The sequence below is a fragment of the Tardiphaga sp. 172_B4_N1_3 genome, from assembly GCF_052076035.1.
Lineage (GTDB): Bacteria > Pseudomonadota > Alphaproteobacteria > Rhizobiales > Xanthobacteraceae > Tardiphaga > Tardiphaga robiniae.
Genome location: NZ_CP197238.1, coordinates 4394255 through 4413924, shown reverse-complemented (window position 1 = coordinate 4413924; position 19670 = coordinate 4394255). Strand labels below are relative to the sequence as shown.

Below are 19670 nucleotides of genomic sequence, written 5' to 3'. Positions count from 1 at the left end.
CGAATAAGGGCTCATTTGTCTTTATTCCTTGGGGTGTCGACGTCCCGTCGGCTGCGGAGCTTGGCTTTGAAACATCGCTCGCTTGTTCGCGCGCTGCTGACGTCGGTCGTACTTGCGACAGGCGTGGTGCTGGCCGGCTGCAACGGCGAAGATATGTCGCTCGCCAGCAACGCGAAGGCCAACCAGCCCGTTCCTCCCAAGCTCGTCGCCGAGATGACTGAAAAGGACATGGACCTGCAGTCGCCGATGCTGGTCCGTGTGTTCAAGCAGGAAGCCGAACTCGAAGTCTGGAAGCAGAACCGCTCCGGCCAGTTTGCGCTGCTGAAGACCTATCCGATCTGCCGCTGGTCCGGCGATCTCGGCCCGAAGGTCAAGGAAGGCGATCGCCAGGCACCGGAAGGTTTCTATGCGATCACGCCGGCGCAGATGAATCCGCGCTCGTCCTATTATCTATCCTTCAATACAGGTTTCCCCAACGCCTTCGATAAGTCGCTGGGCCGCACCGGTTCGCAACTGATGGTGCATGGCGATTGCTCGTCGCGCGGCTGCTTCGCCATGACCGACGAACAGATCGCCGAGATCTATTCGCTGGGTCGTGAGTCCTTCTTCGGCGGGCAGCGCTCGTTCCAGTTCGCGGCGTTTCCGTTCAAGATGACGCCGGTCAACATGGCCAAGCATCGCAACAACCCGAACATGCCGTTCTGGAAGATGATCAAGCAGGGCTATGATCATTTCGAAGTGACCCGGCAGGAGCCGAAGGTCGAGTTCTGCGAGAACAAGTATGTGTTCGATCCGGCTGCGCCTGCGGGATCGACCAAGCCGCTGGTGTTCAATGCCTCGGCCAAGTGCCCGGTCTACCAGATTCCGTCCGAGATCGCCGATGCCGTCAGCGCCAAGCAGGCGCAGGATGATGCGAAGATTGCCGAACTGGTTGCCAAGGGCACGCCAGTCGCACAGCGCCGTCCCGATATCGACGGCGGCATGAACCGCGTCTTCGCCTCCAAGTTGCCCGATGGCGCCACCGGCCTGTCGGATCCGGAGCCGCCGGGCGTGCAGACCGCCGCCTATTCGCGCGCACCGGGCACCATCCCGCCGCACGTCAATCCGCCGAAGGCCAATGCTGCGGCCTCGACGTCCTATTCGGCGTCGCTGTTTGCAGCGTCGGAAGAACCCGTCGTCGCCGTGCCCTCCACGCGTGTTGCGTCGGCCTCGTCGGATGGTGGCTTCTTCAGCAATCTCGCCAAGAAGGTCGGCATCGGCGGCTCGGAAACGACCGCGACCGCAACTACGGTGCCAGCCGGTCCCGTGCCGACACCGGCCGCGAAGCCGAAGGCTGCCGCCAGCAAGGCTGGTCCATCGCCTGCTCCGGCTGCGACTACTCCCGCTGCGTCTACCTCCGTAGCAGCGAAGCCGGCCGCCGCACCTGCGCCGGTCGTCGCGACCGCGCGCCCGCCGCTCAAGCCGACGCTGTCGGCCGAACCATCCGCTCCGGCCTCCGGCGGCGGCGCCGGCACAGCCGCGCTGTCAGGCGCAGCCCCGGTCGTGTCCGCGAATTCGTTCACGGATCGCTTCTCCGCGATGCGCTGAGGCGCGTCGCTCTTCCTGCAGACATATCGCTCACGTGTGATTGGCGCCGTGGTCGCTGACGCGTTTGACAATACTCACCTGACGCACGCCATCGAGCTCCTGCAGCTTCGAAGGATAGCTCGCGATATCCTGTGACGACACCTTGCTGAGCAGGATCGAGAGCTGGTCGGTGCCTTGGGGATCGCGGCTTTCCACGAGGAAGCGCTTCACCTGGCCGGCGCGCAGCGACAATGTCTCGCGCAGCAATTCCGGCGTCAGGCCGTTGTTCTCGACTTCCACCTTCAGCATGCAGGTCTGGTTGCGCGAGCGATAGGCTTCCTCGAGCGGCTTGATACCGACGAGGATGATCAGGATGATCACCGTCGATGCGCCGGCCGCGAGATACAATCCTCCGCCGACCGCAAGCCCGATCGCTGCCACCGTCCAGATACTTGCTGCTGTCGTGAGCCCTTTCACGATCTCGCCGCGCGCCAGGATAGATCCCGCACCGAGAAAGCCGATGCCGGACACCACCTGCGCCGCGATGCGCGATGGATCGAGCACGACATTGGATTGCGTGAGCAGGATGTTGGAGAAGCCGTATTGCGAGACCAGCATGATCAGGCAGGAGCCGACGCAGACCAGCATATGCGTTCGGATCCCCGCGGCCCAGAGCAGCCGCTCCCGCTCGAAACCGATCAGACTGCCGAGCGCCGCGGCGGAGATCAGGCGGATCAGCATTTCGGAATTGGACATCATCGGCACGCCCCCTCATTCCTGCGGCCGCTCTTGTCGGCGCGATGAAACAGGCTAGTCCTCTGCGACGCGTTGTCCAATCGTCGTCAGCGTCGTCCAGCGCAGTGCTTGGCCGCGTGAATGCGTGGAACCAACAGCCCAAAGAAAAATCCCTCCCGAACGGGGAGGGATTTCAGATGGCTTCGCGATTTACCCGGTGGTCGGCTTACGCATACCGCCCGTGGCAATGCTTGAACTTCTTGCCGGAGCCGCAGGGACAATCTTCGTTGCGGCCAACCTTGCCCCAGGTGTCCTGATTGTTCGGATCGCGGGTGACGGCGGGCTGCTGCTGGCCCATCGGAGCCAGCGCCGCATTGGCGAAGGCCATTTCGTCTTCGCCGGTGTTGTAGTCGAGCTTGTGGGCTTCCATCACAGGCAGTTCGGGCTGCACGTCCGGCGGCACGATTTCGACGCGCATCAATTGCGCGGTGACGGCTTCGCGCAGATTGGAAATCATGGCCTCGAACAGGTTGAAAGCTTCCGCCTTGTATTCCTGCAGCGGATCGCGCTGGCCGTAGCCGCGCAGACCGATGACCTGACGCAGGTGATCCAGCATCACCAGATGCTCGCGCCACAGATGATCCAGCGTCTGCAGCAGGATCGTCTTCTCGACGTAACGCATCACGTCGGGGCCCCACTGGGCGACCTTCGCGGCCATGTGCTCGTCGGCCTTCTGCTCGATACGGTTGAGCAGCTCCTCGTCGGCGATGCCTTCTTCCTTGGCCCATTCGTCGACCGGAAGATCGAGATCGAGCACGCGCTTGAGCTCTTCCTTCAGGCCGACCACGTCCCACTGCTCGGCATACTGGTTTTCCGGCACGTGTTTGGTGACGAGGTCCTCGACGAAGGCGCGGCGCATGTCGTTGACGGTCTCGGCGACGCTATCGTTCTGCATCAGGTCGACGCGCTGTTCGAAGATCACCTTGCGCTGGTCGTTCTGCACGTCGTCATATTTCAGCAGGTTCTTGCGGATGTCGAAGTTGCGCGCCTCGACCTTCTGCTGGGCTTTCTCGAGCGCCTTGTTGATCCACGGATGGATGATCGCTTCGCCTTCCTTCAGGCCGAGCCGCGTCAGCATCGTATCCAGACGATCCGAGCCGAAGATGCGCATCAGGTCGTCTTCCAGCGACAGGAAGAACTTGGACCGGCCAGGGTCGCCCTGACGGCCGGAGCGGCCGCGGAGCTGGTTGTCGATGCGGCGTGACTCATGGCGCTCGGAGCCCATGATGTAGAGGCCGCCGGGCTTCTCGACGGTCTTGGCCGGCTTGCTGCCCTTGGCGGGCTCGATCTCGACCACTTCCTTGGCGTTCAGCACGATTTCGCGGAAGCGCTCGATCTCGGCCTTGATCTCGGCGATCTTGGCAACCTTCTCGGCTTCGTCGGCGATATCGGCCGTTTCGATCTGCGCGCGCATCTCGACCGAGCCGCCGAGTTTGATGTCGGTACCGCGGCCGGCCATGTTGGTGGCGATGGTGATGGCGCCGGGGACGCCGGCTTCGGCGACGATATAGGCCTCTTGCTCGTGGAAGCGCGCATTCAGCACCGCGAACAGTTTCGCCGGCTTGCCGGAACGCGCGGCCGCATAGAGCTTGTCCATCGCCTTCGGCTTGGTGAAGTCGATCAGCTTGTAGCCGTTCTTGAGCAGATACTCGCCAAGCACTTCCGATTTTTCGATCGACGCGGTGCCGACCAGCACCGGCTGCATCCGCGCATTGGCGCGCTCGATCTCGGCGAGGATGGCGGCGTGCTTCTCGTCCTGGGTGCGATAGACCTCATCGTCCTCGTCCATGCGGCCGATGCCGACATTGGTGGGCACTTCGACGACTTCGAGCTTGTAGATGTCGAACAGCTCATCCGCTTCGGTCAGAGCCGTACCGGTCATGCCGGCCAGTTTCTTGTACATGCGGAAGTAGTTCTGGAACGTGATCGAGGCCAGCGTCTGGTTTTCCGGCTGGACCGTCACATGTTCCTTGGCTTCCAGCGCCTGGTGCAGGCCTTCCGAATAACGGCGACCCTGCATCATGCGGCCGGTGAACTCGTCGATGATGATCACTTCGTCGTCGCGGACGATGTAGTCCTTGTCGCGGTTGAACAGCGAGTGGGCGCGCAGCGCCTGATTGATGTGATGCACGACTGAGACGTTCTCGACGTCATACAGCGTCTCGCCCTTGAGCTGGCCGGCATCGCGCAGCAGGGTTTCGATCTTCTCCATGCCTGCTTCGGTCAGCGTCACGGTGCGCTGCTTCTCGTCGACTTCGAAGTCGATGACCTTTTCGAGCTTGGGCAGGAAGGTGTCGATGGTGTTGTAGAATTCCGAGCGGTCGTCGAGCGGGCCGGAGATGATCAGGGGCGTACGCGCTTCGTCGATCAGGATCGAGTCGACTTCGTCGACGATGGCATAGAAGTGCTTGCGCTGGACCATGTCCTCCAGCCGGTACTTCATGTTGTCGCGCAGATAATCGAAGCCGTATTCGTTGTTGGTGCCGTAGGTGATGTCGCAGGCATAGGCCGCCTGGCGCTCGGCATCGTCGAGGCCGTGAACGATCACGCCGGTGGTGAGGCCCAAGAAGCTGTAGATCTGGCCCATCCAGCCGCTGTCGCGCTTGGCCAGGTAGTCGTTGACGGTGACGACATGCACGCCCTGGCCGGCGAGGGCGTTCAGATAGACGGCGAGGGTGGCGACCAGCGTCTTGCCTTCGCCGGTCTTCATCTCGGCGATGTCGCCCTCATGCAGCACCATGCCGCCGATCAGCTGCACGTCGAAGTGACGCTGGCCGAGGGTGCGCTTGGCGGCTTCGCGAACGGTGGCGAAAGCAGGAACGAGGAGATCGTCGAGAGTCTTGCCGGCTTCGAGTTGTGCCTTGAACTCGGCGGTGCGCACTTTGAGCGCATCGTCCGACAGCGCTGCGACCTCAGGTTCCAGCGCGTTGATCGCGGCAACACGCGATTGATATCCCTTGACGCGGCGGTCGTTGGCAGAGCCGAAGAACTTGCGGGCGAGCGCGCCGATCATCACGAAATCCTGTCTTTAGCAATGCGGCCCGAAGGCCGTGGAATGGTGCAGCGGTCGCCCAGCCTCGTCATATCCAAAGTCTGTGGCGGATTGCTGTCTGGACCCCGGTGCGGAGCGCCAAAAAAGCAAGACCCCGGGAGATGAGTGGGAGCAGGGCAATCAGGGGTTCAATGACCACGGCGCGGCCGAAATCGCGCCTTCGCCACCGGCCCGGTCGGGGAGAGATATGGCCCGTGTGGGGGGTTGTCAACGGCGCGAACCTCTCAAGGATTTCATCATTTTGACAGAGTTTTCGCGTTGCCAAGACGGTACGTTTGGGAGAGTGTCCGCCGTCCCCAACAGGCTCTTATCCGAGATAAGGATTTTCCATGACCTTCGTATCGCTCGCCCTGACGCCGGGCCTGCGCCCGGGCCGCACCCTGGCTGCCCTGACCGGCGCCGTTGCGGTGGCCTTTCTCACCAGTTTCCCGGTTTACGCGCAGGATGCCAATCCGGTCCTCGCCAAGGTCAACGGCCAGGAAATCCGCCAGAGCGACGTCACCATTGCCGAGGAAGAGCTCGGCCCGAGCCTCGCCCAGATGGATCCCGCGACCCGGAAGGACAATGTGCTGTCGTTCCTGATCGACATGAAGATCGTCGCCAAGGCTGCCGAGGACAAGAAGATCGCCGATCGTGAGGATTTCAAGTCCAAGCTGGCCTTCGCCCGTAACCGCCTGCTCATGGACAACCTGTTGGCCGTCGAAGGCAAGGAAGCCCTGACCGACGACAACATGAAGAAGGTCTATGAGGACGCGGCCAAGCAGATCACCGGCGAAGCCGAAGTCCATGCCCGCCACATCCTGGTGGAGAGTGAGGCCGAGGCCAAGACGGTCGCCGACGAGCTGAAGAAGGGCGCCGATTTCGCCGAACTCGCCAAGAAGAAGTCGAAGGATCCGGGCGCGGCCGATGGCGGCGATCTGGGTTTCTTCACCAAGGACCAGATGGTGCCGGAATTCTCCGCCGTTGCCTTCGCGCTGGAGCCGGGCAAGATCTCGGACCCCGTGAAGTCGCAGTTCGGCTGGCACATCATCAAGGTCGAGGAAAAGCGCAACCGCAAGGCGCCGGAATTCGACCAGGTGAAGCCGCAGATCGAACAGTATGTCGTGCGCAAGGCGCAGGCCGACTACGTCACCAAGCTGCGTGAAGGTGCGAAGGTTGAGCGTATCGATCAGGCCGCCGCAACGCCTGCTCCGGCGGCACCCGCCGCGCCTGCCGCCAAGGACGCGCCGAAGCCGGCCGACAGCAAGATGGCTCCGGCGAAGAAGTAATTCTGGACCCGAAAAGCCCGCCCTCTGTCGAGAGGGCGGGCTTTTTGCTGCCTGTGCGTGGCTTCAGGCCTGCGTTTCGGTGACACGCTGCCGCTGCGTCACGTGGTAGCGCGGCGCTGGCGTCGCATGACCGAATTTGGTCGAGAGGGCGCGGCGATCTGCTTCGAAGCGGGTCCAGTTCGCGCCGTCCTGCAGGCCCGGAATGGTGACGAGCTCACCCTGGTCGAGGCCGGCCAATGCAGCATCGACCATGTCGTCGGCGCGCATCACTGTGGCCTGATCCATGTTCTGGTGCGGGTAGCCCGCGATGTCCCAGAATTCGGTGGCCGTTGCGCCCGGCAACACCGCCTGCACGCGGATGCCCTTGTCGGCCAGTTCATGCACCAGCGAATGGCTGAAGCTGAGCACATAGGCCTTGCTGGCTCCGTAGACGCCGTTGAGGATTTCTGCACCGATACCAACGATCGACGAGATGTTGATGATCGTGCCTTTGTTGCGCGCGACGAAGCCGGGCACGGCGGCATAGGTCAGCCGTGTCAGCGCGGTGATGTTCAGCGTGATCATGTCTTCCATTTTGTCGACATCGGCATTGAGCAACGGTGCCACCGCGCCGACTCCGGCATTGTTGACCAGCATCGTAATGCTCGCATCGTCGCGCAGCGCGGCTTCGACCTTTGCCAGATCGGCCTTGTTGCCGAGATCGGCGGCCAGCGTGCGGACCGATCGTCCGGTCTCGCTGGTCAGTCGCTTGGCGAGGGCCGCCAGGCGGTCCTGGTTCCGCGCCACCAGAATGAGATCATAGCCGCGCCTGGCCAGCCGGTCCGCATAAACGGCGCCAATACCCGTCGAGGCGCCCGTAATCAGTGCCGTACCCTGATGTGAAATCGTCATTGTCGTTCTCCTGAATGCTCTCGGCCGCAGCGGCCGTGTCAGGAAACCTAGTCTTGCGCGGGCATGTCTCAAATGTCATATAAACAGCGTTTTAGGACGTTTTGTCCTGAGGGAGCGAACACATGCAGCGCATCGGCCTTGTTGTTTCCCCGGGGTGCTCGCCCATCAGCCTTGCGGCGATGTCGGTCTTTGAACTGGCCAATATGCTGACCGATCCGCCCACCTATGATCTGCATGTGTTGTCGGAGCGGGGCGGTCAGGTCGGCACCTCGCTGGGCATGAGTTTGACCACCGAACCGTTCAATGCGGCTGATGCCTATGACACGCTGATCATTGCCGGCGGTCTGACGGTCGAATCTGCGACGCCCGGCCTGATCGATTTCGTACGACGGGCGCCCAAACATGCGCGGCGTGTTGCGTCTATCTGTATCGGCGCCTTCGTGCTCGCCGAAGCCGGCATTCTCGATCAACGGCGCGCGACCACGCACTGGTTCTATGCGCGCGACATGCAGAAGCAATTTCCGAAAGTGAGGGTCGATGAAGACCGCATCTTCGTGAATGACGGTCCGGTCTGGACCTCGGCCGGCATGACCGCGGGCATCGATCTCGCACTGGCGATGGTCGAGGCTGATCTCGGCGAGGACGTCGCACGCAACATCGCGAAAAAGATGGTCGTGTATCACCGCCGTGCCGGCGGTCAGTCGCAGTTTTCCGCGCTGCTGGAATTGGCGCCGAAGTCGGACCGTATCCAGAAGGCGCTCGCTTTCGCGCGCGACAACCTGCAGAAGCCGCTGACGGTGAATGATCTCGCCGATGCCGCAAATCTCAGCCCGCGGCAGTTCAGCCGCGCCTTTCACGCCGAGACAGGCCAATCGCCTGCCAAGGCCGTCGAGCATCTGCGGCTAGAGGCCGCGCGGTTGATGATGGAGCAGAGCCGGCATCCCATCGACACCGTCGCGCAGCAGACGGGGTTTGCCGATCGTGACCGCATGCGCCGCGCATTTCTGCGCGCCTATGGCCAGCCGCCGCAGGTGATCCGCCGAAATGCGCGGTCTCAGATGGACGCGTGAGAGAACGTCAGATCAGCCGATCTTGCGGCCGATATCCAGAAACTTCTGCCGGCGCTGCTGACGAATAGTCGCCGCGTCCATGCCGCGCATGTCGTTGAAAGCCTGGGCGATGGCGTCGCCGGTGATAGCAATCATGGCGGCGGGGTCGCGGTGTGCGCCGCCCGGCGGCTCTTTCAGGATGGAATCGATCACGCCGAAACGCAGCAAATCCTGCGCGGTGATCTTCATATTGGTCGCGGCTTCCTGCGCCTTGGATGAGTCGCGCCACAGGATCGACGATGCCGCTTCCGGCGAGATCACGCTGTAGATGGCGTGTTCCAGCATCAGCACCTTGTTGGCGGTGGCAATGGCGATGGCGCCGCCCGAGCCGCCTTCGCCGATGATCACGGCGACATTGGCAACGCCGAGGCCGAGGCAGGCATCGGTCGAGCGTGCGATGGCTTCAGCCTGGCCGCGCTCTTCCGCACCGATGCCGGGATAGGCGCCGGCGGTGTCGACCAGCGACAGCACGGGAATGTTGAAACGGTCGGCCATCTCCATCAGGCGAACCGCCTTGCGGTAGCCTTCGGGGCGGGCCATGCCGAAATTATGCTTGAGGCGGCTCTCGGTGGTGTTGCCCTTTTCCTGGCCGAGTACGCAGACGCTCTCGCCGCGGAAACGGCCGAAGCCGGCCACCAGCGCTTCATCTTCGCCGAACTTGCGGTCGCCGGCGAGCGGCGTGAATTCGGTGATCAACGCTTCCACGTAATTCATGCAATGCGGGCGCTGCGGATGCCGCGCGACCTGGGTCTTCTGCCACGGCGTCAGGTTCGCATAGAGCTCGTGCAGAGCGGCGACGGCCTTGTCCTCGATGCGCACGATCTCTTCGCCGATGTCGCTGCCGCTGGCGGCCAGCGTGCGCAATTCATCGATCTTGGAATCCAGCTCGGCGACGGGCTTTTCAAAGTCGAGATAGCTGCGCATGGGTTCGGACATTCACTGGATATGGGAAGGACGGACGGCGGGCGAAACTGCCGGTGCAGGCTTTTCAAGTCAATCGGGGCTGCAAGTCAAGCCGCGAAGGTGTCATTTACTTTGAAAAATCAAAGAGATATTTCAACGTTCAAGCGCCTTTTTATGACGTTTCCATTGCTGTGTTGCGCTTGCGGCGATGCCACCACCAGATGGTGGCGCCGGCCAGCACGGCCGCCACGATCACGGCCTGAATCCAGTAGTGTTTGGCTTGGCCTTCGAGGCCGGCAATGCCGCCATAGCGGTCCAGCACCGACACCGCGAGCACGCCGGGCAACACATGCGCCGGCGCCCAGAGCAATGCTGCGGGGATGTTTACGGCATAGAATTTCGCCGGTGCGGTCCCCAGAGCGCCGGCCGTGACCGGCACGAAAGCGCGGATCGGCGGAACGAAGCGGCCGAGGAACACGGCCAGCGTGCCGAAGCGATGGAAGAAGGCCTCGCTCTGCGCCACCACGCCCGGATAATTCGAAAGCGGCCACGCGTCGAGCAGTTGCCGTTGCCGGACATGCCCGATCCAGAACGCGCTCCCGTCGCCGAGCACGGCGCCCGCCACGGCGGCCGCCAGCACCGCCACGAGATCGAGGTCGCCTGCCGGAATCAGGGCGCTCAGCGCCAGAATGACCGTGGTGCCTGGGATGAATGTTCCGAGCACCGGCACGGCTTCCAGCAAGGCAGCGAGGAAAATAGTGAGGTAGCCCAGCCAGGCATGCGCGGCGACAAAATGGGTCAGGGCATCGATGAAGGACGTCACGAAATTCCGATCCAGCGCGGGGTGCCTCAGCCAACTGTGACAGCATATATGATTGAAATGGCCGGCCGCGCCGTTCGATCCCCAAATACCGCTGCAAATTGATCGACCCGGAGCATCGGCTGATTCGCAGGGCAGACTTCCAAAAATTGCCGTTAGAACCTATCTCGATGATAACATTCGGGAACTTTGATGAAGAGCTGGGCTTTGTCCAGCCGCGGCTCTCTGATACGTTCCACAAAGCACCCCATCCGCAGCCATTACTAGACTGGTTTCGGGATATCCGGGACCACGGAGGATTGATGACCGCCGCCTCGACCAAACTGCAAGAAAAGACCGACGCGTTGATTGGCATTCCCGACAAGATGGTGTCGGTGCGCAAATTGTTCGGCATCGATTCCGACCTCGAAGTGCCTGCCTTCTCCGAATCCGATCCGCATGTGCCGGACACCGATCCCGATTACCGGTTCGATCGCGCCACCACGCTTGCCATTCTCGCCGGCTTCTCGCGCAACCGCCGCGTGATGGTCACGGGCTTCCACGGCACCGGCAAATCGACCCATATCGAGCAGGTCGCCGCGCGCCTCAACTGGCCTTGCGTGCGCGTCAACCTCGACAGCCACATCAGCCGTATCGACCTCGTCGGCAAGGACTCCATCGTGGTCCGCGACGGCAAGCAGGTCACCGAATTCCGTGACGGCATTCTGCCCTGGGCGTTGCAGCACAATGTCGCGCTGGTGTTCGACGAATACGACGCCGGCCGTCCGGACGTGATGTTCGTGATCCAGCGCGTGCTGGAAGTCTCCGGCCGCCTGACGCTGCTCGACCAGAACAAGGTGATCAAGCCGCATCCGGCGTTCCGTCTGTTTGCGACCGCGAACACCATCGGTCTCGGTGACACGTCGGGTCTCTATCACGGCACGCAGCAGATCAATCAGGGCCAGATGGATCGCTGGTCGATCGTCACCACGCTGAACTATCTGGCGCATGACGAGGAAGTCGAGATCGTGCTGGCGAAGGCCAAGCACTATCAGAACCCCGAGGGCCGCGACATCGTCAACAAGATGGTGCGCCTTGCGGATCTCACGCGTAACGCCTTCGCCAATGGCGATCTGTCGACGGTGATGAGCCCGCGTACGGTGATCACCTGGGCCGAGAATGCCGACATCTTCAACGATATCGGCTTCGCGTTCCGCGTGACCTTCCTGAACAAGTGCGACGAACTCGAGCGTCCGCTGGTGGCCGAATTCTATCAGCGCTGCTTCAATGCAGAGCTGGCGGAAAGCTCGGTGAATGTGGCGCTGAGCTGATGTGATGGCGAAGGTCACCGTGGAGCGCACGATTGGAGCAACCAAGCGCGCGGTTCAAGGTGGCCTGTTTCGCTACAATGTCGAGAAGATGGGGAAGCAGAAGCACAAGAGCTTCGCTGTCTCTTTGCGCGACAAGAAAGAGGTCGTCGGCGGCATTGTTGGCGAAGTCTGGATGACCGTGCTGTTCATCCAGCTCTTCTGGATCGATCAGCAGTTTCGCGGCAAGGGTCATGGCAAGGCGCTGATCGAAGCGATCGAGGATCAAGCGCGAAACTTCGGCGCGGTGCGTGCCTATGTTGATACGATGAGTTTTCAGGCGCCAGACTTCTACCGCGCCTGTGACTATGAAGCTTTAGGCACCATTGATGGTTATCCAGGCGGCGTGACGCGCCACTGGTTTACCAAGGCGCTGTAGGGACTGGCGATGAGCACGACGACCACAAACAAATTCCGCCCCGGCTCCAAGGAAGCGCCGACCGAGCCGTTCAAGCGCGCGGTGACGTCGTGTTTGCGCGCGATCGCCAAAGCGCCGGAGCTTGAAGTGACCTTCGCGGCCGAGCGGCCGGGTCTCTCACCGGGCAAAGCCCGTCTTCCTGAACCCGCGCGAAAAATGAGCAAGCGCGACGCCGCCATCGTGCGCGGCCACGCGGATTCGATCGCGCTCAAACTCGCCTGTCACGATCCCAAGGTTCACCGCAAGCTGATGCCGGGGAATCCGCAGGCGCGCGGCGTGTTCGAAGCCGTCGAGCAGGCCCGCGTGGAGGCGCTCGGGTCGCGCCGCATGGCCGGCGTGGCCAAGAACCTCACGGCGATGCTCGACGATCATTTCCATCGCGGCAAGTTCGACGAAATCACCGACCGCGCCGATGCGCCGCTGGCCGATGCGCTGGCGATGCTGGTGCGCGAGCGCCTGACCGGCATGGCGCCGCCGGCCGCCGCGAAGAAGATGGTCGATCTCTGGCGTCCGGTCCTCGAAGACAAGATCAGCGATCGCCTCGACCAGCTCGATCGGTTCGCCGAGAACCAGGCCAAGTTCGGCGATGCCGTGCATGACCTGCTGTCGGCGCTGGAGCTCGGCGATGATCGCAATGCCGAGCCGGACGACGAGGAGAGCGAGGACGATGAGCGCCAGGGCGAGAACGATCAGGCCGGCGCCGAAGGCTCGCCCGAAAGCGACGCCTCGCAGGAAATGAGCGCCGATCATGCGCAGCAGTCATCCGACGAAATGTCTGACAGTTCGATGGAGAGCGCGCAGGCGTCTGCATCGGACACGTTCGACGAAGACGGCGAGATGGGCGACGACGAAACGCCCGGCGAAGCTACGCGTCCGAATTCGCGCGGCGCGAACGAGCCGCGCGGTCCCGAATATCACGCCTTCGCGCCGAAATTCGACGAAGTCATCGCAGCCGAAGACCTCTGCGATCACGACGAGCTCGAACGGCTGCGCTCCTATCTCGACAAGCAGCTCGCACATCTGCAGGGCGTCGTCGCGCGCCTCGCCAACCGCCTGCAGCGCAAGCTGATGGCGCAGCAGAACCGCGCCTGGGACTTCGACCTCGAGGAAGGCATCCTCGATCCCGCGCGCCTGTCGCGCGTGGTGACCGACCCGCATCATCCGCTGTCCTTCATGCATGAGAAGGAAGCGACGTTCCGCGATACGGTGGTGACGCTGCTGTTGGACAATTCCGGTTCGATGCGCGGTCGCCCTATCACGGTCGCTGCGACCTGCGCCGACATTCTCGCGCGCACGCTGGAGCGTTGCGGCGTCAAGGTGGAAATCCTCGGCTTCACGACGCGCGCCTGGAAGGGCGGGCAGTCGCGTGAAGCGTGGCTCGGCGCCGGCAAGCCGGCCAATCCCGGCCGCCTTAACGATCTCCGTCACATCATCTACAAGTCGGCGGACGCGCCGTGGCGCCGCGCGCGCAAGAATCTCGGCCTGATGATGCGCGAAGGTCTGCTCAAGGAGAATATTGACGGCGAGGCGCTCGACTGGGCGCACAAGCGCCTGCTCGGTCGTCCCGAGCAGCGCAAGATCCTGATGATGATCTCCGACGGCGCGCCGGTGGACGACAGCACGTTGTCGGTCAATCCCGGCAACTATCTGGAACGCCACCTGCGCCACATCATCGAAGAGATCGAGACCCGCTCGCCGGTCGAACTGATCGCCATCGGCATCGGCCATGACGTGACGCGCTACTATCGCCGCGCTGTGACCATCGTCGACGCCGAAGAACTCGGCGGCGCCATTACCGAGAAGCTGGCTGAATTGTTCAGCGAAACGGCAGGGCCGGCACCGACCCATGGTCGGCGACGCAGAACGCATTAGGCTTACAGGATGGGTTTTGCTTTGCTCTACCCATCCTCCAGGGCCATCGCTTGACCGCTCATCTCACCCGTCGTCACTTTCTTGCAGTCGCGGCTTCAGCAGCCGCGCTGCCGTCGCTTGCCCATGCGCAGCCCGTGCCGGTGCCGGCAACGCCATCGGCCCGTGCGACGGTGTCGATCGAGATCGAAGCGCGGCCGATCCCGGCTTTCGATACGCGTGATCGCGCGCATACAAGGTTCGGGTCGCTGCAATATCGCAGCGGATTGGTCCTGACGTCGCGATACAAGGACTTCGGCGGCATCTCCGGTCTTCGCCTGGACGACAAGGGCGAGGGTTTCATCGCCATCAGCGACAAGGGTAACTGGTTCACCGGCAAGATCGCCTATAGCAGCGATGCCATGGTCGGCATTATCGATGTCGAGGCGGCGCCGATGTTGGGCGCCGACGGCAGGCCGATCACCGCGCGCGGCTGGTACGATACCGAGGCGATCGCGGTGGACGGACCGACGGTCTATATCGGCCTCGAACGCGTGCATCAGATCCTGAAATTCGACTTCGGCCGCGATGGCGTGCGCGCCCGGGGGGAGCCGATCCCGCAGCCGCTGGGCATGCGCAAGCTGCCCAGCAACGGCAGTCTCGAAGCGCTGGTGATGGTGCGCAGGGACAGGTTCAAGACCTCGCCGCTGGCCGGCATGCTGCTGGCGATCTCGGAACGCGGGCTAGACAGCGCCGGCAATATTGCGGCCTGGATCATCGGCGGCAAGGTGCCGGCAAGTTTCTCGGTCCGCCGCACCAAAAATTACGACATCAGCGATGCGGCGCTGCTGCCCTCCGGCGATCTGCTGTTGCTGGAACGCAAGTTCTCGCTGTTCGGCGACACCGGCGTCCGCATCCGCCGCATTCCCCTCGCATCGATCGTGCCGGAGGCCGTCATCGACGGTCCCACCATCTTCGATGCGGATCTCGGCTACGAGATCGACAATTTTGAAGGGCTCGATGTCCATGTGACGCCGGAGGGCGACACAGTGCTGACGCTGATCTCGGACGACAATTTCTCGATGCTGCAGCGAACTCTGCTGATGCAGTTCACGCTGCTGGAATAGAGTCTTGATTCTGACGCGTTTTCCTAATGCGAACCGGCATCCACTTCGCTCGAAAACGCTATGGGAGGTCAGGCCGCAGCCTCGGACTGCTTGGCCTGATGGGCGATCAGCAAGTCGCGCAGTTCACCTGCGGGCTTGGCGGGGCTGAACAGATAGCCCTGCATTTCGGTGCAGCCGAGCGCGCGCAGCAGCTCCTTCTGCCGGGGCGTTTCGACGCCTTCGGCCGTCGTCGTCATGTTGCGCGAACTCGCGATATTGACCACGGCCTGCACGATCGAGGACGACCCCTGTGCATCGGCGATATCGGTCACGAAACAACGGTCGATCTTGATCTTGTCGAACGGGAAACGCTGCAGATAGCTCAGGCTCGAATAGCCGGTGCCGAAATCGTCCAGCGCAATCCGCACGCCGATCTCGCGCAGCCCGTGCAGGATTTCCAGTGCGGTCTCGTCGTCGCGGATCAGCACGGCCTCGGTGATTTCGAGCTCCAGTCGCCGCGCCGGCAGTCCGGACGCGGCGAGGGCGGAGGTCACCTTCAGGGCGAGCGACGCGCAGCGGAACTGAACCGGCGAGACATTGACCGCCACCCGGATGTCGTCGGGCCAGTTGGCAGCCTCGGCGCAAGCGGTGTTCATCACCCATTCGCCGAGCTCATTGATGATGCCGATATCTTCGGCGACCGGAATGAACTCGGCCGGCGAGATCATGCCGCGTTCGGGATGACGCCAGCGCAGCAGGGCCTCGCAGCCCACGATGGTGTCGTCGCGCAGCGTCAGCAGCGGCTGATAATAGACTTCGAAGCCGCCTTTGGCGAAGCCGCCATCACCGGCGGCGTGACGCAGTTCAAGCTCCAGCGAGCGGCGGGCCTGCACCCGCGCATCCATTTCGGGCTCGAAGAAGCGGAACGTGCGGCGGCCGTCGGCCTTGGCGCCATACATCGCAAGGTCGGCGTTCTTCAGCAGCGTATCGAGGTCTGCGCCGTCGCGCGGCGCCAGCGCAATGCCGATCGACGCGTCGGTGAGCAGGCTGTGGCCGAGACAATCGAATGGCTGGCGGATCGCATCATAGATGCGGCCGACAAGATCCGTGATATCGGAATGGCTCTCCACACCGGTCTGCACGATGGCGAATTCGTCGCCGCCGAGCCGCGCCACCACGTCGGAGCCGCGCACGCAGCCGCGCACCCGCAGCGCGATGCCCTTGAGCAGTTCGTCGCCGACGGGATGGCCAAGCGAGTCGTTGATGCCCTTGAATTCGTCGATGTCGATATAGAGCACCGCACATTGCGCGCCGCGCGCGACGCGCTTCAATTCGCGTTCGAGCTCGTTGCGGAACAGCGTGCGGTTCGGCAGGTCGGTCAGCGCATCGTAATGCGCCAGATGCGCGATCTTCTCCTCGGCATTGCGCCGCTCGGTGATGTCTTCATGGGTCGCAACCCAGCCGCCATCGGCCACCGGCCGCGACGAAATCTGGATGGTGCGGCCATCGGCGGTCTGCATGATCTGGATGTGCGACCGCCCGACGTCGCGCAACACTTCCGCCACATAGGCGTCAACGCTGCCAGCGAATGAGCCCGTGTCCTTGCGATGCGCGATCACGTCGCGGAACGGTCGGCCGGGTGTGATGACCTCGCGCGACAGCCCGTACATGTCGAGATAGCGCTGGTTGCAGACCACCACGCGCGCCTGCGCGTCGAACAGCAGCAGGCCCTGCGTCATGTTGTTGATGGCGGTATCGAGGCGGTTCTTCTCCAGCGTCATCTGCAACTGTGCTGCACGGTTCTGCCGCTGGATGTGACGGATCATCAGATAAAGCAGACCTGCCAGGATCAGGGCCGACAGCGTCGCGAGGGTCACGAGAAATTTGGTCTGGTCGCGCCAGTTGGCCAGTGTGCCCTCGACCGTCGTGGTTGCGACCAGCGCGACCGGAAAGTTTTGCAGCAGGCGGATCGAGCCGAGCCGATCGATATTGTCGATGGGGCTGACGGTGCGGATGGTTGCGGGCGCGTCGCTGAAGCGCAGATGCTGCAGCAGCGGGCCGCTATTGAAAACCTTGCCGATCGACGAGGGCGTCTGCGGGTATCGCGCCAGCAACGTGCCATTGCGGTGGAACATTGCGATGGTCCCGTTTTCGCCGAGCGAGACGGAGGCAAAGAATTTTTCGAATTGCTGCGGTTCGACGCTGCGCGTCACGATGCCGAAGAATTCGCCCTTGGGCCCTGTAATGCGACGTGCGAACAGCGTCTTCCACCGGCCGGTGATGCGGCTCAGGACGGGCTGCACGATCTCTTCGTCCTGGGTGAAGGTCTGCGATTTGAGTTTCTGGAAATATTCACGGTCGGCCAGCACCAGATCCGGTCCGGGCCAGGCTCCTGTCCAGTTGACCAGACGGCCTTCGGCATCGAGAACGGTGATGTCGTTGACGAATTCATCATCCACCTTTGACTTCAGCATCATGTGGGACTCATAGCTCGACATGCTGCTGGCAAAGCTGTGAACCGACATCACGCCATTGGCGAGAAGATGAGCCGTGAGGCTCTTCTGGATGCGCTGGAGATCCTGGAACTGCTGATCGAAATGCCGGCTGAGCAGCAGCACAGTGTTTTCGAGTTCGCGGTTGGAATTGTCGATCGTGCGCTGACGGAAATTGTTCACGGTCATCGCCGTGCCTGCGGCAATGGTGACGATCAGCACGGCGCCAACGAGCACGAGCCAGCGCACTGGCGCGCGACGTGTCGTCGAGCGTCCATCGCCATGTTCGGCAGAGCCCGGCGCTGAAGCGCGCACGTCGTTCGTCATTCGCCTCCCCAGCAGCCGCATGAATTCCTACCCCTCGTGCATAGGAATACCCGGGCAAGGGTGGAAGACGCGTTAGGAAGTCAGGTGAACTGCGGGTTAATTACAACCGTACAAATGGTATCATGCTACGCGGCAAGGCTTTTCTGCAGCGGTGCGACCGGCCATGTCTGGTTGCGACCGTGCGCTTTTGCGGCATAGAGCGCACTGTCGGCATTGCTGATCAGGTCGTTCGACGTGGTCAGCGATGACGGCACGAGACACGCTGCACCGACGCTGATCGTCGTCGTGGTCATGCCGTCGCGCTCGAGATGGCCCACCTCGACGCGGATCCGTTCGCCGAGCTCGATGGCGTCGGCCAGAGAGAGGCCCGGCAGGATCAGCGCGAATTCCTCGCCGCCATAGCGCGCGGCGCAATCGCTGGCGCGTTTGGCATGCCGGGCGATGCTCCAGGCGATCCCGCACAGAACGAGGTCGCCGGCCTGATGGCCGAAATTGTCGTTGAACACCTTGAAGTGGTCGGCGTCGATCATCAGCAGCGAGATCGGTGCGCGGGCGCGCTGGGCGCGCTGCCATTCCTTATCCATCACCACGTCGAAATGACGTCGGTTGGCGAGGCCGGTGAGGCCGTCGGTCATGGCGAGGCGTGCCATCCTGTCTTCCATCTCGCCGCGCTTGCCCATCTCGCGCGCCAGGATCAGCATCAGCGCGCAGGCGATCAGGCCGAGCGCAGCCATGGCGCCGCCGATCTGCAGCGCTTCCTTGCGCCACTGGCCGAAGATCACGTCGGTGGACCGCCCCACCATCACGATCAGCGGGTGGGAGCCTTCACGCCAGACAAAAAGACGCCGCACGCCGTCAGTCGCGGAATCGCCGATATGGGAGCCGGAGAAATAGGCCAGCGCTTTCTGTACGCCCGGGACCCGGCTGAGATCGCGGCCGATGATCTCCATGTCAAACGGTGCGCGCATGATCAACACGCCGTCCTGCCGGATGACGGAAATCACGTCGTTCGGCTCGAGTTGCAGGCGATCGGCGATCTCGTGGAAATAGCTGTAGCGGATGAAGCCGGCGACGATGCCCAGAAAAGTTCCGTCGCGCGCCGCGATGCGGCGGCTCAGCACGATGCCGTAACTGCCCTGATGCAGCATCGGCTTGGAGATATAGAGGCCGAACAGCGGATCGCGCTTGTGGACCTTGAAGAATTCCTCATCGGCGAAATTCTGCGGCTTCGGATCCAGCGTCGACGAATCCAGCGTCACGTTGCCGGCGACGTCCGTGACCTGGATGGCGCCGAAGTGGCGCGCGGTGGCGGCGTGGTCGAACAGGATCAACTGCCGCATCGGTCGCGAAATCTCGACCAGTTCCGGCGAGGTCATGTTGCTGACCACGTTGCGCAGCGACAGATCGTAAAGTTCCACATTGCGGGCGACATCGGCATCGATGCTGGAGGCGAGGTTGCCGAGCGTCTGGTGCGCCAGCTTCTCGTCGCCGCGCCGCATGCTCATCAGCACGCTGCCGCAGATGACTGTGAATCCGACAACGACGATCGCCGCAGCGGCCAGCAGCCAGCGCGGGGAGATCCGGCGGGTCGTCTCGGATGTATTACGGGCCAGCATTGGCTTTCGTCGATCAAAAAGGACTGCGTTACAATCACCGACGCATAGCATCAGAACCGGTAATTCTTTGACAGCTACGCGGTGATCAACAGTTTCGTTTCGCCGTTTTGTGA

At 62.6% G+C, this 19670-nt stretch carries 14 protein-coding genes; 7 read left to right on the top strand and 7 right to left on the bottom strand.

The annotated features are described in order from the left end of the window. The first annotated feature begins 66 nt into the window (after positions 1-66). On the top strand, positions 67-1587 hold the full coding sequence (locus AB7783_RS20865; RefSeq protein WP_441278692.1) for a L,D-transpeptidase family protein: 1521 nt from the start codon (positions 67-69) through the stop codon (positions 1585-1587). Positions 1588-1617: 30 nt separating this feature from the next. Here the strand turns inward: AB7783_RS20865 and AB7783_RS20860 are convergent, their stop codons facing one another. Together AB7783_RS20860 and secA are read right to left on the bottom strand one after the other, a co-directional pair. After that, positions 1618-2325, bottom strand: a complete 708-nt coding sequence (locus tag AB7783_RS20860) for an MgtC/SapB family protein (RefSeq protein ID WP_309942303.1) — start codon at positions 2323-2325, stop codon at positions 1618-1620. A gap of 202 nt (positions 2326-2527) precedes the next feature. Next, positions 2528-5374 carry a preprotein translocase subunit SecA gene (gene secA, locus AB7783_RS20855; protein WP_441278691.1) on the bottom strand — a complete coding sequence of 949 codons (2847 nt, stop codon included), beginning with the start codon at positions 5372-5374 and terminating at the stop codon, positions 2528-2530. 368 nt (positions 5375-5742) lie between these two features. On the opposite strand from secA, the gene AB7783_RS20850 reads away from it, so the two are divergent. Continuing rightward, positions 5743-6681, top strand: a complete 939-nt coding sequence (locus AB7783_RS20850) for a peptidylprolyl isomerase (protein ID WP_089267776.1) — start codon at positions 5743-5745, stop codon at positions 6679-6681. 63 nt (positions 6682-6744) lie between these two features. On the opposite strand, the gene AB7783_RS20845 is transcribed toward AB7783_RS20850, so the two are convergent. Continuing rightward, complete coding sequence (locus AB7783_RS20845) at positions 6745-7572, bottom strand: SDR family NAD(P)-dependent oxidoreductase (RefSeq protein ID WP_231078888.1); 828 nt, start codon at positions 7570-7572, stop codon at positions 6745-6747. 122 nt (positions 7573-7694) lie between these two features. Between AB7783_RS20845 and AB7783_RS20840 the strand changes: the two genes are divergently transcribed. Further along, a complete protein-coding gene (locus AB7783_RS20840; RefSeq protein ID WP_439060013.1) occupies positions 7695-8642 on the top strand; it encodes a GlxA family transcriptional regulator in 948 nt (315 codons plus the stop codon). Positions 8643-8654: 12 nt separating this feature from the next. Here the strand turns inward: AB7783_RS20840 and AB7783_RS20835 are convergent, their stop codons facing one another. Both AB7783_RS20835 and AB7783_RS20830 read right to left on the bottom strand, forming a co-directional pair. Beyond that, positions 8655-9617 carry an acetyl-CoA carboxylase carboxyltransferase subunit alpha gene (locus AB7783_RS20835; RefSeq protein ID WP_093757526.1) on the bottom strand — a complete coding sequence of 321 codons (963 nt, stop codon included), beginning with the start codon at positions 9615-9617 and terminating at the stop codon, positions 8655-8657. A 139-nt stretch (positions 9618-9756) separates the two neighbouring features. Then, on the bottom strand, positions 9757-10407 hold the full coding sequence (locus AB7783_RS20830; protein ID WP_441278690.1) for a DedA family protein: 651 nt from the start codon (positions 10405-10407) through the stop codon (positions 9757-9759). Between the two features lie 299 nt (positions 10408-10706). On the opposite strand from AB7783_RS20830, the gene cobS reads away from it, so the two are divergent. Genes cobS through AB7783_RS20810 form a run of 4 tightly spaced genes read left to right on the top strand, consistent with a single transcriptional unit; the run spans position 10707 to position 15143 of the window. After that, a complete protein-coding gene (gene cobS, locus AB7783_RS20825; RefSeq protein WP_068729504.1) occupies positions 10707-11714 on the top strand; it encodes a cobaltochelatase subunit CobS in 1008 nt (335 codons plus the stop codon). A gap of 4 nt (positions 11715-11718) precedes the next feature. Further along, positions 11719-12129 (top strand): GNAT family N-acetyltransferase, encoded by a 411-nt coding sequence (locus tag AB7783_RS20820; protein WP_441278689.1) that lies wholly within the window; start codon positions 11719-11721, stop codon positions 12127-12129. 9 nt (positions 12130-12138) lie between these two features. After that, positions 12139-14040: a cobaltochelatase subunit CobT gene (gene cobT, locus AB7783_RS20815; RefSeq protein WP_441278688.1), complete on the top strand. Its 1902-nt coding sequence runs from the start codon at positions 12139-12141 to the stop codon at positions 14038-14040. Positions 14041-14090: 50 nt separating this feature from the next. After that, positions 14091-15143 carry an esterase-like activity of phytase family protein gene (locus AB7783_RS20810; protein ID WP_441278687.1) on the top strand — a complete coding sequence of 351 codons (1053 nt, stop codon included), beginning with the start codon at positions 14091-14093 and terminating at the stop codon, positions 15141-15143. Positions 15144-15211: 68 nt separating this feature from the next. Here AB7783_RS20810 and AB7783_RS20805 read toward each other — a convergent pair whose 3' ends face one another. Next, positions 15212-17941: a bifunctional diguanylate cyclase/phosphodiesterase gene (locus AB7783_RS20805; protein ID WP_441278686.1), complete on the bottom strand. Its 2730-nt coding sequence runs from the start codon at positions 17939-17941 to the stop codon at positions 15212-15214. Between the two features lie 125 nt (positions 17942-18066). Beyond that, the gene (locus AB7783_RS20800) at positions 18067-19557 is read right to left on the bottom strand and encodes a diguanylate cyclase (RefSeq protein WP_439060008.1); all 1491 of its coding nucleotides are present in this window, start codon (positions 19555-19557) and stop codon (positions 18067-18069) included. Between the last annotated feature and the right edge of the window lie 113 nt (positions 19558-19670).

What these genes read in the sequence shown, in the direction of transcription:
- AB7783_RS20860 (WP_309942303.1), bottom strand. Translation starts at nt 2,325, where the DNA reads ATGATGTCCAATTCCGAAATGCTGATCCGCCTGATCTCCGCCGCGGCG.
- secA (WP_441278691.1), bottom strand. Translation starts at nt 5,374, where the DNA reads ATGATCGGCGCGCTCGCCCGCAAGTTCTTCGGCTCTGCCAACGACCGC.
- AB7783_RS20850 (WP_089267776.1), top strand. Translation starts at nt 5,743, where the DNA reads ATGACCTTCGTATCGCTCGCCCTGACGCCGGGCCTGCGCCCGGGCCGC.
- AB7783_RS20845 (WP_231078888.1), bottom strand. Translation starts at nt 7,572, where the DNA reads ATGACGATTTCACATCAGGGTACGGCACTGATTACGGGCGCCTCGACG.
- AB7783_RS20840 (WP_439060013.1), top strand. Translation starts at nt 7,695, where the DNA reads ATGCAGCGCATCGGCCTTGTTGTTTCCCCGGGGTGCTCGCCCATCAGC.
- AB7783_RS20835 (WP_093757526.1), bottom strand. Translation starts at nt 9,617, where the DNA reads ATGTCCGAACCCATGCGCAGCTATCTCGACTTTGAAAAGCCCGTCGCC.
- cobS (WP_068729504.1), top strand. Translation starts at nt 10,707, where the DNA reads ATGACCGCCGCCTCGACCAAACTGCAAGAAAAGACCGACGCGTTGATT.
- AB7783_RS20820 (WP_441278689.1), top strand. Translation starts at nt 11,719, where the DNA reads ATGGCGAAGGTCACCGTGGAGCGCACGATTGGAGCAACCAAGCGCGCG.
- cobT (WP_441278688.1), top strand. Translation starts at nt 12,139, where the DNA reads ATGAGCACGACGACCACAAACAAATTCCGCCCCGGCTCCAAGGAAGCG.
- AB7783_RS20805 (WP_441278686.1), bottom strand. Translation starts at nt 17,941, where the DNA reads ATGACGAACGACGTGCGCGCTTCAGCGCCGGGCTCTGCCGAACATGGC.
- AB7783_RS20800 (WP_439060008.1), bottom strand. Translation starts at nt 19,557, where the DNA reads ATGCTGGCCCGTAATACATCCGAGACGACCCGCCGGATCTCCCCGCGC.